Annotated in this window: 9 protein-coding genes; 6 read left to right on the top strand and 3 right to left on the bottom strand. The window is 46.7% G+C overall.

Features of this window, described 5'->3' with window-relative positions; genetic code table 11:
• Window positions 1–40 precede the first annotated feature (40 nt).
• Together JUB15_RS09985 and JUB15_RS09980 are read left to right on the top strand one after the other, a co-directional pair.
• Window positions 41–1,627 carry a T9SS type A sorting domain-containing protein gene (locus JUB15_RS09985; RefSeq protein WP_207512329.1) on the top strand — a complete coding sequence of 529 codons (1,587 nt, stop codon included), beginning with the start codon at window positions 41–43 and terminating at the stop codon, window positions 1,625–1,627.
• 64 nt (window positions 1,628–1,691) lie between these two features.
• Window positions 1,692–2,165, top strand: coding sequence for a ribonuclease H-like YkuK family protein (locus JUB15_RS09980; RefSeq protein ID WP_207512604.1), 474 nt, complete (start codon window positions 1,692–1,694; stop codon window positions 2,163–2,165).
• 110 nt (window positions 2,166–2,275) lie between these two features.
• On the opposite strand, the gene yihA is transcribed toward JUB15_RS09980, so the two are convergent.
• Complete coding sequence (gene yihA, locus JUB15_RS09975; RefSeq protein WP_207512328.1) at window positions 2,276–2,932, bottom strand: ribosome biogenesis GTP-binding protein YihA/YsxC; 657 nt, start codon at window positions 2,930–2,932, stop codon at window positions 2,276–2,278.
• Window positions 2,933–3,139: 207 nt separating this feature from the next.
• Here yihA and ubiE point away from each other — a divergent pair, with 207 nt between their 5' ends.
• Together ubiE and porT are read left to right on the top strand one after the other, a co-directional pair.
• A complete protein-coding gene (ubiE, locus tag JUB15_RS09970) occupies window positions 3,140–3,907 on the top strand; it encodes a bifunctional demethylmenaquinone methyltransferase/2-methoxy-6-polyprenyl-1,4-benzoquinol methylase UbiE (RefSeq protein WP_242696292.1) in 768 nt (255 codons plus the stop codon).
• Window positions 3,874–4,620, top strand: a complete 747-nt coding sequence (porT, locus tag JUB15_RS09965) for a type IX secretion/gliding motility protein PorT/SprT (protein WP_207512327.1) — start codon at window positions 3,874–3,876, stop codon at window positions 4,618–4,620. The genes ubiE and porT overlap by 34 nt, the downstream gene beginning before the upstream one ends.
• A gap of 29 nt (window positions 4,621–4,649) precedes the next feature.
• Here the strand turns inward: porT and JUB15_RS09960 are convergent, their stop codons facing one another.
• Window positions 4,650–7,754, bottom strand: coding sequence for a T9SS type A sorting domain-containing protein (locus JUB15_RS09960; RefSeq protein ID WP_207512326.1), 3,105 nt, complete (start codon window positions 7,752–7,754; stop codon window positions 4,650–4,652).
• Window positions 7,755–8,296: 542 nt separating this feature from the next.
• Window positions 8,297–9,997, bottom strand: coding sequence for a hypothetical protein (locus JUB15_RS09955; RefSeq protein WP_207512325.1), 1,701 nt, complete (start codon window positions 9,995–9,997; stop codon window positions 8,297–8,299).
• A 33-nt stretch (window positions 9,998–10,030) separates the two neighbouring features.
• Here JUB15_RS09955 and JUB15_RS09950 point away from each other — a divergent pair, with 33 nt between their 5' ends.
• Together JUB15_RS09950 and JUB15_RS09945 are read left to right on the top strand one after the other, a co-directional pair.
• Window positions 10,031–11,419, top strand: coding sequence for a dihydroorotase (locus JUB15_RS09950; RefSeq protein ID WP_207512324.1), 1,389 nt, complete (start codon window positions 10,031–10,033; stop codon window positions 11,417–11,419).
• Between the two features lie 27 nt (window positions 11,420–11,446).
• Entirely contained in the window at window positions 11,447–12,760 is a 1,314-nt protein-coding gene (locus JUB15_RS09945; protein WP_207512323.1) for a MutS-related protein, read from the top strand.
• Window positions 12,761–12,768 lie beyond the last annotated feature (8 nt).

Below are 12,768 nucleotides of genomic sequence, written 5' to 3'. Positions count from 1 at the left end.
AGCACTATTTAGTTTAACCTCCAAATCCGCATCTGATCCAATGAAAACCATTTTTACCGTACTGTTTGGACTAGCAGTTGCGTCCAGCTTGCAAGCACAGGTTCCAATCCTGAACAGTTATCCATCGGCCAGGGCCACTATTTACCTGGACTTTGACGGACAATACGTAACCGGCACCTCCTGGAACTGGGGCGGTCCTATCAACGCCCAACCTTCGGGCTTTACTACAACCAGCATGACCGAGATCTTTAACCGGGTTGCTGAAGATTACCGCATTTTTAATGTTAACATTACCACCGACTCAACCGTGTATGCTGCTGCCCCTTTAAAGCAACGCATGCGTGTGATCATTACACCTACCTACCAATGGTATGGCAGCGCAGGCGGTGTAGCTATGGTGGGCTCCTTTACCTGGGGCGACAATACGCCTTGTTTTGTATTCAGCAGTTTACTGGGAAACAATACCAAAAATGTAGCAGAAGCTGCTTCACATGAAGCCGGCCATACCCTTGGCCTGCAACACCAGAGCGCCTACACAACCGCGTGTCAGAAAACCGAATACAATCCCGGCACCGGCAGTGGAGAGACCAGCTGGGCGCCTATCATGGGTGTAGGCTATTACAGGAACATTACTACCTGGCACTATGGCACCAATACATACGGTTGTAATTACTACCAGGATGATATGGCCATCATTTCAGGCCCCGTGAACAATTTTGGTTACCGTACCGATGATATTGGCAACAACCATATGACAGCAACCTCAGTAGGATTTACCAATACCGGTTTTACCACTACCGGCTTGATAAACTCGGGAACTGATAAAGATGTTTTCAAATTCACGATCTCCAACCCAACTTATGTACACCTGAGTGCAGTGCCCCAGAACGTAGGTTCGAACAACTCGGGCGCCAACCTCGATATCAAGGTCAGTCTGCTGAATGATAAAGCCGATACCATTGGCCAGTACAACCCGGCCGCTTTGGTAAATGCCAGCCTCGACAGTAACCTTAACAGTGGCACTTATTACCTGGTGGTGGAAGGCACAGCCAATGCACACCTGGTAAAAAATGAAAGCCTCGGTTATTATTCCATCAGCGCCTCGCCCATCAGTGTATTACCCATTCACCGGTTGGCATTGTCGGGCAAAACGAGTGCAGGAACGCATAACCTCAGCTGGACGTATGAAGCCGATGAAGCCGTTAAACATATTGAAATTCAGAACTCAAAAGATGGAGTGCGTTATGAAGCCCTTGCCCAGCTGAGCGCCGGCACAAAGACCTTCTCGTGGAAGCCATTAACGGATAATGCGCCCTTTTATCGTATACGGGTTATCACTGCTGCGGATGAAAGATCATACTATTCGAACGTAATTACGCTGCGCGACAAAAACGACGACAAGGCCATTGCCAGGATCATGAATACCATGGTTACTAATGCAATAGTTGTTAATTCCAATAATGAAAGCAACTACCAGGTTCTTGATGGAACGGGCCGCCTGTTACAACGTGGCAAACTCTTTTCCGGAACAAATAACATTGATATAACAAACGCACAAAAAGGCATGGTTCTGCTTAGAATTCAAGGCGAAGCAGAGACTGCTACCTGGAAATTAATAAAACAATAATAATCATATGATTTGGTGAAAAACGGGTTTTTCGGTAAATTCGAAAAACCCGTTTTTCATTATGATGTTATGGAGAAAATTTAATGGCGACCCGATAGACCTGCCCATTGTCGATGCCGTTGAACTTGCTATCAAACGCGAAACAGAAAAAGGGTATCACCTTAAAGTTTGTATCGGTACCGATTCACAGGTAAAGGGCGCAGAAACCGAATTTGCCACGGTTATTGTCTTTCTACGTGAAGGACATGGAGGATTTATGTTCATTCACAATGAAAAAACCAGGAAACAATACAGCATCAAAGAAAGGATGCTGGTAGAGGTGGCCAAGAGCATTGAAATAGCTTATGACCTTTGTCACCTGTTCAACCTGTACAATGTAGACATGGAAGTTCATGCGGACATTAACACCAATCCGCACTTCAAAAGCAACGATGCCCTGAAGGAAGCCATGGGTTACATATTGGGAATGGGCTTTGCCTTTAAAGCCAAACCTGAAGCCTTCGCCAGCAGCAGCTGTGCCAATAAAGTAGTAAACTAGAAACCCTCACGCTGCAAACGGAGGGTTTTTTAATGTTCAGTTGTGCACCGGCCACAACTCGAGGGTTTGTCGCTTCTATTTTTACTACATCAGCGCCGCTTGCACAACGCTTAACTATCTTCCCCATTGTTCACTTCCTGGTTGCAGGCATCAATGAACTGCAGTAATTTATCCCTTCCCATTTTTTTTTCGGCGCTGGTCACAAAATGCTGAGGTAAGAATTGCCATGTTTTGCGCATGGCGTCGAGGAACGCTTTTACATTCTTGCTCACTTCTTTCTGGGTCTCTTTATCGGCTTTGGTAAACACGAGGTTAAACGGTACCTGCCATTCACCCAGTTGGTTTATAAACTCAAGATCGAGCTTTTGCGGACTATGCCGGCTATCGATCAGCACGAACACATTCACCAGGTTCTCGCGGTTGCGCAAATAGTTCTCGATCATTTTCTCCCACTGTTTACGCTGGGTTTGCGAAACTTTCGCAAATCCATAACCCGGCAGATCCACCAGATACCACGCGGTAGTTTCTCCCCGCCGTGCCGGGCTGCTTTCTCCCGAAATACTTTTTATATCAAAATGATTGATCAGTTGTGTTTTACCGGGCGAAGCAGACGTTTTTGCCAGTTTATGGTTATCACAGATCATATTGATCAATGACGATTTGCCCACATTGCTTCGGCCAATAAAAGCATATTCGGGCCGGTCGGCCTTTGGGCATTTCGTATAATCCGGGCTGCTGATGAGATAGGTGGCTGACTGAATGATCATGCTGCAAGATAGAATTAGTTTATGGTTTGTAGTTTGTGGTTTATAGTTTGTGGTTGTGATTCTTCACCGGTAACCTCATGACTAATTTCACCTACCTGCATTTTTTAAAAGCCGATCAGCGGAGCAGCCGCTGAAGTGTGCGACGCAACGGAAGCTGACAGGAATTATCAGCCGGGACAATAAACTACAAACCTTGAACTATAAACTATGCTATCTTTGCCCACCATGTCGAAATATTCACACGATAATATAGTGCCGTTCAACGACTCGCAGCAGACCAAAAAGGAGCAGGTAGCGGCCATGTTCGATCAGATCGCCTTCAGATACGACTTCCTGAACCGCTTTTTATCGGGAGGCATCGATGTTTCCTGGCGCAAACGCGCCATCGGCGAACTGAAAGAGATCCAACCGCGTCTGGTGCTGGATGTGGCAACCGGCACAGCCGATGTGGCCATTATGACGTGGAAGTACCTGCGCCCCGAAAAAATTGTTGGCATAGATATTTCGGAAGGAATGCTGAACCTGGGGCGGCAGAAGATCGATAAATTATTGCTTAGTAAGCAAATAGAATTGTTAAAGGGCGATAGTGAGGCAATAAATTTTCCCGACCGCACGTTTGATGCTATTACGGTGGCCTTTGGTGTGCGGAACTTCGAAAACCTTGAAAAAGGGCTGGCTGAAATGTTCCGTGTACTAAAGCCTGGTGGTAAAGTAGTTATACTTGAATTCTCGAAACCCCGTAAAACGGGCTTCAAAAGTTTATATAACCTTTACATGAACATCGTTGCGCCGCGTGCGGGGCAATGGCTGTCGAAAAATAAGGACGCGTATCAATATTTGAATCAATCAGTAAAAGCATTTCCCGAAGGCGAAACATTTCTACATATTTTACAACAAGTTGGGTTTACGAATACTACACTAAAACGGCTGAGTTTAGGAATATGTACTATTTATTGCGGCAGAAAAGCCAGTTAAAAAGATGGGCAGCAGGGCTAATGCTTTTGATCACCTCTCAACAGGTAAATGCTCAATTAAGGGATGAATTAAACCTTCCAGATCACGATAGTAAAAAATATTATCTGGGTATCGGGCTTATTTACAATAATTCCCGCTTCCAGGTAAGCCAGCACCCCTCATTTCTGAATGAAGACAGCGTGATGGTGTCAGAGCCGCAAAACGTGGGCGGATTTGGTCTGGCGGGTATGCACACCCTGCGTTTATCGAACCGTTTTGAGCTGCGGGCCATTTTCCCGCAGTTATTATTCGCCTATAAAAATCTCACCTATCACATAAAGCACCCGGATGTAAGCAAGAATGAACAACCCATCATGACAAAACGGGTAGAAAGTATCTTGCTGGGCCTGCCCGTGCACCTGAAGTTCCGTAGCGACCGCATCGGCAATTTCAGGGTGTATATGTTCGGTGGCGCCAAGTTCGAGTATGACCTGGCCTCCAATTCCACGGCCCGTAAAGCCGAGGACCTGGTAAAACTCAAAAAATATGATTTTGGGGTAGAGGCCGGCATCGGGTTCAACTTTTATTTCCCGGTCTTCATCCTTTCTCCGGAGATCAAGGTGAGTAACGGATTGTCGAATATTCACTCGCGCGATGTGAACCTCAAATATTCGCGTTCCATCGATCAGCTGAATTCCCGCATGATCGTGTTCTCGCTTATCTTTGAAGGTTAAGAGCAAGGCGGTTGTTTTTTACATATTCACTATTTTGTCTTCTGCATCATTTGTTGCCAGATCACTTCATGACCAGCTACCAGTTGCAACACATACACACCTTTTGCCAGCGGAGCAGGGTGTAATATAATGGTATTATTTCCCGCAGCAAGCATATTATTGCGCTTGTACATTTCGCGGCCGGCGACATCCACGATGCGAATGGCGGCCGGTAATACCTTACTGGAATATACCTGAACCCGCACTGTACTTTCAAACGGATTTGGTGTAACGGATAATACGCTGATATCGCGGGTTTCACTGGCAATTCGGATCACATTACTGTAACGCGATTTACCATCTATATCCACGCTTCGTAACCGATACCAGGCGTTATTGATCACCGGTTTGTTGTCGGTATAGGCATACTTAATGGCCGTATTGCTATTGCCGGCTGCTTTAACTGTTCCAATCTGCGTGTACTGGCGCCCGTCATCGCTGCGTTCAATAGCAAAATGATCAACCTGCTCTTCCATGACCGTTTCCCAGCTAAGCAGCGATCGCCCATTCACATACCGGCCGGTGAACCAGGCAAGGGTAACCGGCAATGCGGAACTTACGGTAATGGTAGCGGCTGCGCTCGATACACAACCCGGTCCTGATAAAGAAACCGCTTTTACCAGCACATTAAAGGTTCCAACGGAATTAAATATATTGGTAGGCAAGGTAATTCCGCCACCAGTTCCCCATTTTGAAACCGCATAGTTGGTAGTGGCCGTAGTGGCATCGGTTACCGAGTAAATAATACCCGACTGGGTAGTGGTTACATTATAAGTAACGGTTTGTCCCGTTTCAATGGATGAAGATGTAGGCGAAATCACCGGCGTTGCGGGCAAAGCGCAACTTACTGTAACGCTGCCACTGCAATTGGTTCTTTCAGCCGCGCCGGTGGCCTGTGTAGTGGCTGTTAACACACCACCCGCATATAACGTATTGATGTAGCTGGTATTCAAGCCGGAGACTGTCCATGATGTTGCACTGCTCACACTGGTTGATCCAATGCTGGTACCATCCAGGTATAATCGTACAGTTCCCGTAAAAGCACTGGGCAAAGTACCGGATACAGAAGTAGCATTGGCCGTGTAGGTTCCTGTAATGGTGGCGCAAACAGTGGTGGCAGCCAATGCAGTTGCAGCAGTAGAGGCTACGCTGGCCGCACAGCTTCCGTTTTGCTGGGTGGCCGTATAACTCCTGGTAGCCACCGGTGTAAAGGTAAGGCTCCATGTTCCATCTGCCTGCACATTGGTGGTGCCTATACTTACACCGTTTTCATAAACAGTAACTACAGTACCTGCGGGTTCCCCCGACCTCCCTGTAATGGCTGTTGATCCGGCGGACAGGTTGCCGTTGTTATCAGTTATTATTACAGGCGGTGTAGTGAAACAGGTAACTGTACGGGTTGCTGCAGCGCTTACGCACCCACCGCTTACCTGGGCTACAACATTTACCACATCACCCTGGGATAATACCAGGTTATTGAAGCTATAGTTACCGCCCGTTGCCGTAGCGGAGGTTTGCAATTTACCATTAACATATAAGCGAACGGTAGCGCCGCTGACGGCAGTACCCGATACAACCGTTGAACTGCTGTATAAATTGGTTTGCGTGATAACGGGTGTGCTGGCGGCTGTCAACTGAATACACCCGAATACCGGACCTGACTCACATTTACCGGCCTCTTGTGCCGTTATTGCATAACTGCCCGCATCAACATCATTACTAGCACTGGTACAGGGATCAGTGCCACCGCCGCTGGGCCCGTCGTACCACCAGGTGGTAGCTGTGGGATACGTTATTCTATTAGTGGTGGTGTTGTCATCAGCAAGTAAAGTAAGGCCAGTGGTAGTAACTGTATACAATCTTATGGCCGCATTTGCCGGCCGGTTCCCTTTCATCCCTTTACGTTCGGCACAGGTAAAATCCAGGCCGGTTGTGGTAGTGGTGTTCGCGGGTGAACAGCTTACCACCTGCACACTGTTCGATTGTAAACACATGGATTCACCGGTGGCCTGTGCTTTGGCATATAACACGTCACCATTCGCTACAGTAACACCGCTTATGCTCCAGCTATTACCAGAAGTAACCGAAGTGGTGCCGGCAGCAATGCCATTTTTATACAGGGTGATGGTAGCCGTTAAAGGTTTTGAACCATCGAGCGCAGCCCAGCTGCCGGTAACAGCAATGCCGGTCCCCGCCTGGATGGGGCCGGTAACCGTTGGCGCTGCTGTACAAACTGCGCCGGCGCCACTGCCGCCACTGGTAAGATTAGTTAAAGTAACAGGAGGCGTGTTATTGATAACGGCTTCCCAGCTTTTCATGGGGTCTTTATAAGAACCGTCATTTACGCCGAATATATCTGACTTGGGTCCGCCAATAGCAGCAGCAGGCGCCATAACCGTAGTGGCTACCATACGCAACGGCGTACTGGCAGTAATACCCAATACGCTGTTGGGCACATAAAAATCATAAAAATAATCCGGCGTGGCAGACACGGTCGATAAGGCTACCGATACCTGCGAATTGGTATTGATGCCATAACTGTTGATCAACGCCGGTGTGCTGGTGCCATCAACATTGTATACAGCCACCCGGAAATTGGTTTCCAGCACTACTTCCAGTTCAAATCCCGGGTTACCATTGACGCCTGTGGTAGCAGCCTGGTAATTGGGATCTGCATTAGCACCGGTATTTCCCATTTTTCCGTCGGTGTCTATCAATACGCTATACCCTTTGGAGCCACTTACAATACTGCCTATCCGCAAGCGGAAGAGCAGGTTGGTTCCATCGTTAAATACGTAAAAGCCGCTGCCATCTACCTGGCGAACCAGGTCGCTGTACAGATCGGCGGGGCCGCGTAGCAGATCGGCGGTAGGCTCCAGAAAAACGGGAGGAATAACTTTGTATGCAATCTCACTTTCTGTAATATCGCTGCTTACAAAACCGCTGGTAGTTGCGGAAGAAAAACCATCACCATTCGGGTTAAGCGGAGTGACACCGCTTCCTGCTGCCGGCCTCACAATAATGCCGGGCGATTGTGCTAGCGAGGTTCCAATAAAAAACAAAAGGGAAAACGAAAAGAGTAAAGCTGGCTTCATTGTACAGATGCTAGATTTTAACAATGTAATTAAGACAATTAGCAACTACAAATAAGCCTTGAATACAATTTACATAATAATAATCAAATATAATTATTGTATTTAATTTAATGAAAGCGCTGGTCTTACCTGTTAGGAAATATTTGCAAACAGCTGCTCCCGCTTCGCCCCTGCCACGGGTACATTCACATACAAAATCAGGTCATTTACATACATACGGCCCCACCCTGCCTGTTTGAATGGTAGTTTAGCACCGGCATTGAAATAAAGCCATTTAAACAGTCAAAGGAAAAAGCAACATAAACGGCACACAAGCCCAACCAGGGGTTCTGATTTGTAACAGGTTCTTAGAGGTGGTTCACGGGTGATACCCTATAGACCCGGTCGGTGTATCACCGATGAAAAAAAAGCAGGTGGCATTATTGCCGCCTGCATTTTCATTGTAACAACGATCTTACTATAAAATTGCGCGTTTGGCTTTTGGCGTTTTGCGTTCCGCGTTCAGCGTTTGGCGTTTTGCGTTTAGTGTTTAGCGTTCAGCATTAATAATCATATTCCCGCCTGAACATATTCATGCGGATGCCTGCAGTGATCACAGAAGAATTGCGGTCGGCAAGGCTGCCAACTCCTGATTTATAATTCCTGAGCAGGGCCGAAGCTTCGAGGAACAGATTCTCCTTCACTTCATACGACACCAGCAACTGTGCATTTACACCGGTGGCGCGGGGACCATTGGGCAATTTATAACCGTAATCACCAGCCGGACGGTTCCGGTTGGGTATAAAAATATTGGAGCCAAAATTACTATCGGCTGTGTCTGTACCCTGCTTCCATACGATCAATCGGGCCGATGTTGTCCATTTGGGATGCGGCTGGTATCGAACAATACCAATGGCTTCCACAAAATTGGCGCCCAAAGGATGGGCCATGGGTTGGTTATAATGCGTGTAATTGGCCACACTGTCGAAATGCGAATAGGTGAATGGGCGTACCAGGTTGATCTCACCCTGCAGGTCAAGGTTTTTCACACTGAAGGCATTGATGTATTTACCTCCCATTTGTATGGCGAACTTATTGGCCCACCAGCCGTTGCCATCCTTTAATTCTTTCACCACTAATTCGTCGAGTAACATTTGACCATAGAACTGTAACCGCTTTGCTACATTGGCTTTCAGATCGATGCCCACAAAGGCATTATCTGCACTTCCGTTTTGCTGTTCAGCCAGGCGCAGGAAGATCACGGGGTTCAGGTAAGAGAACTCAAAATGATTTTCGCGGCCAAATACCACGGCTTCAAATATACCAACGTTCAACCATTTGGTAACGTCCATACTCAGGTGATGCATGGCTGCATATTTCTTATCGAGTAATTTATTACCGGTGCTGATGTTGATGGTTTGGGGCACCAGCTCGGTGAAAATGTTCGTGTAATTGAACTTCCAGATACGGGTGTTGATCTTTAAGAAGAGATAACTGTTGCTGAAGTCGCTCAGGAAGAAGCTCCGGTAACCATTGCCGATGAAATGTTTGTCGTACCCGAATTGAAAATCGAGGTATTTGGCAGCTGTAAAATTTATAGAGCCCCTGGCATCCAGGTAATCAGTAGCCGTTGTTTTAAAATCTTTATAAAAGCCGTAACCAGGTACTGCATCGTCGCGGATGATCCTTTCCTGAACAAACTGCGGTCCCCTTTCCTGATTATCGGTCATATAAGCAGAAAACCCGATCTTTTTGGCGATCATACCGCGCACGGTGATCCCTCTGGTATTTAAAAAGAGCCGGTCACCTGAGTAATCGCTTTCAGCAGAAAGGCCTGCCTGTAATACAGGATTAACCGTGAAGAAAAAATCTTTGGTATTTACCTCCAGCAAATTGGCCTTGGTTTTATAAAAAGTGTTCCAGATACTCCTCTTACTATAAAAGTCGCTGGTATCAGCTACGGTTACCCATTCAGAGTTATTCATGAGCAGGCTGCGCAGGTTGTATTCATCTACTTTCGATAACAGGTTACCCGAGGCTTTATGCACCGAATCAGCGTACTCTGCCGCACGAACGGCAAATCTGCGGCTTAAGGGCTTTACAGTTGAAAGGTTTAGATCATCATTACTTTGCAGCAATATTTCGAGCCGGTTTAAAAAAGGTTGGTGTTTATTTCCCTGCGGTAAATACGTTGACTGTGCTAACAACCCGAATGGAATTAATAAAAACAATAAGGGGACAATGGTTTTTATAATATATTGCATGGCCAGTTTTTAAAAATATTATTTTTTCAAGATATGCAAAATTACCTGATAAAAAATATAATGGTCGTGAATGAAGGCGTTTCAGCCGTACGGGATGTACTGATTAAAAACGGCCACATTGAGCGGATAGATCGTAACATTCAACCAGCTATATTAGTTACTGAAATAAATGGCGAAGGACTGCATTTGTTGCCCGGCGCCATTGACGACCAGGTTCATTTTCGCGAACCCGGCCTCACGCACAAAGCTACTATTTATACCGAATCGAAAGCAGCCGTAGCCGGTGGTGTTACTTCCTTTATGGAAATGCCCAATACCATGCCACCTGTATTTACCCACGAGCTGCTGGAAGAAAAATACGCCATTGCTGCCAATAGCGCATTGGCTAACTATTCATTCTATATGGGAACATCCAACGAAAACGCGGGTGAAGCCCTGAAAACAAATAGCCGGAAAAAAGATATTTGCGGCATTAAGATCTTTATGGGTTCTTCTACCGGTGGGTTGCTCGTTGATAACTATCTCACCCTCGATAAGGTTTTCCAGGAAAGTGAAGTACTTATTGCCACCCACTGCGAAGATGAAAAGATCATAAAGTCGAATTTCGAAAGATTAAAAAAAGAAAAGGGTGTGTTGGAGCCAGCAGATCATCCGTTGATCCGCGATGAGAACGGTTGTTTTGAAAGCTCCCTGGCAGCCATTCAGTTTGCCCAGAAATACAATACCCGCCTGCATATCCTGCATATCAGCACCGAGAAAGAACTGGCATTGTTCTCCAATATGAAGCCTTTGGCGCAAAAGAATATCACGGCAGAAGTGTGTGTGCATCACCTGCATTTTACCAGCAACGATTACAGCCGCCTTGGCAATTTGATAAAATGTAATCCGGCCATTAAAGCGCCCAACAACCGCGAGGCCCTTTGGCAGGCGCTGCTCGATGACCGTCTGGATGTAATTGCTACCGACCATGCTCCTCACACCATGGAAGAAAAACACGTTACCCGGAATGCCGGGGGGTTACTGACCCTGCCACCAAACGAGCCAGGTATGTATGAAAGATCACATGCCGGTTTGCCACTGGTACAGCACAGCCTGTTGCTGATGTTACATTATGTAAAAGAAGGCCGCATTACCCTGGAAAAGGTGGTGGAAAAAATGAGCCATGCAGTGGCGACCTGCTACCAGATCGCCGACCGCGGTTATATCAGGGAAGGCTATAAGGCTGATCTGGTGATAGTTAATATGAACGCAACAACCACGGCGGCAAAAGAGAATATACTGTATAAATGCGGCTGGAGCCCCCTGGAGCAATTTACGTTCCCGGCAGCAATTACGCATACTTTTGTAAATGGCAACCTTGTTTATGGAAACGGACAGTGGAATGAATCTAATAAAGGAGAGCGATTGTTATTTAATCGGTAACTTACGAAAACAACAGCAACCCTATTCATGGAACTGGACAATACCACCTATAATGACCTGTCGGTTTTTCAGCATGAGGAAGAATTTTCAATTTTCCACCGCCTTTGTTTTACCCTTACTTCCCAGGGCCGCGACTGGTTGTTGAAATACTTCAGCAACCCGTTCAGTGACCTGCGCCCGATATTGGATACACAGCAGATCCTGCGGTCGATCATTGACCAGTTAGGCCAATGGCCTGCTGAAATTACCAATGGCACGCTGATGGTCATTGAAAAGTTCTATGACAGCAATGTTGATTCCATTCCCAACGCCAATCCGTTCAACGCTTTTACCTATAAAGTTTTCAATGTAGCCGATTTTTCGCTGGTGCGGTATTCCATTTCGCATTTTTCAGATTTTCTGAAAGGTATGCACCAGCTGGTGCAGCTGCTCGATAAAGACGATGCACCGTTAATGTTACGCACTTATTTACGGCGCGCTGCCGACCTCATGAATAAACCGGTCCTGGTCGAATTGAGAGAACGGCAACGCGGCAAGGAATTCAGCTGGACGGAAACCCTGCATTTTGGCCGTTTCATCAGGGATGAATTCAGGCACGCCTCTTTTGAGCTCATAGGCATTTACGGCCGTATCGACGCGTGGTATTCCATGGCGGTAGCCGTAAAAAAGCTGGGGCTTTGCTTTCCTGAGTTCATCGACCAGCAACAACCTGCCATAGAGGCCCGCAACCTGTATCATATCCTGCTACACACACCAACGCCATACGACGTACAGTTAGATCGCGATAATAATTTCCTGTTCCTGACCGGCGCCAATATGGCCGGCAAAAGCACTTTCATTAAGGCAGTAGGAAGCACCGTATTCCTCGCCCATCTGGGCATGGGCGTACCGGCCCGGTCTATGCGCTTAACGCTCTTCGATGGGTTGTTAAGCAATATCAATGTAGTTGATAATATCGTCAAGGGCGAAAGTTATTTCTTCAATGAAGTGCAGCGCATAAAAAACACGATTACTAAAATAAACGATGGCCGTAAATGGCTGGTGTTGATTGACGAGTTGTTCAAAGGCACCAATGTGCAGGATGCCATGAAATGTTCATCTGTGGTCATAAAAGGACTGATCAAAATAAAAAGCTCCCTGTTCATTCTTTCCACCCATTTGTACGAGATCGGCGAAGAGTTGAAACAGTATCCCAATATCAGCTTCCGCTTCTTCGAAACTTCCGTCAGGGAAGACCAGCTGGAATTCAGTTATCAGTTACGCGAAGGTATCAGCAACGACCGCCTCGGTTACCTTATCCTCAAAAGGGAAAAGGTGGTCGATTTGCTCGAAAAGTTGTAAACTGCTGC

Origin of the sequence: Longitalea luteola (assembly GCF_017356035.1) — a bacterium.
GTDB classification, from domain to species: Bacteria; Bacteroidota; Bacteroidia; order Chitinophagales; family Chitinophagaceae; genus Niastella; species Niastella luteola.
The sequence above is the reverse complement of the archived record's forward strand: the minus strand, read 5'-3'. Positions and strand labels throughout refer to the sequence as shown.

What these genes read in the sequence shown, in the direction of transcription:
- JUB15_RS09985 (WP_207512329.1), top strand. Translation starts at nt 41, where the DNA reads ATGAAAACCATTTTTACCGTACTGTTTGGACTAGCAGTTGCGTCCAGC.
- JUB15_RS09980 (WP_207512604.1), top strand. Translation starts at nt 1,692, where the DNA reads ATGTTATGGAGAAAATTTAATGGCGACCCGATAGACCTGCCCATTGTC.
- yihA (WP_207512328.1), bottom strand. Translation starts at nt 2,932, where the DNA reads ATGATCATTCAGTCAGCCACCTATCTCATCAGCAGCCCGGATTATACG.
- ubiE (WP_242696292.1), top strand. Translation starts at nt 3,140, where the DNA reads ATGCTATCTTTGCCCACCATGTCGAAATATTCACACGATAATATAGTG.
- porT (WP_207512327.1), top strand. Translation starts at nt 3,874, where the DNA reads ATGTACTATTTATTGCGGCAGAAAAGCCAGTTAAAAAGATGGGCAGCA.
- JUB15_RS09960 (WP_207512326.1), bottom strand. Translation starts at nt 7,754, where the DNA reads ATGAAGCCAGCTTTACTCTTTTCGTTTTCCCTTTTGTTTTTTATTGGA.
- JUB15_RS09955 (WP_207512325.1), bottom strand. Translation starts at nt 9,997, where the DNA reads ATGCAATATATTATAAAAACCATTGTCCCCTTATTGTTTTTATTAATT.
- JUB15_RS09950 (WP_207512324.1), top strand. Translation starts at nt 10,031, where the DNA reads ATGCAAAATTACCTGATAAAAAATATAATGGTCGTGAATGAAGGCGTT.
- JUB15_RS09945 (WP_207512323.1), top strand. Translation starts at nt 11,447, where the DNA reads ATGGAACTGGACAATACCACCTATAATGACCTGTCGGTTTTTCAGCAT.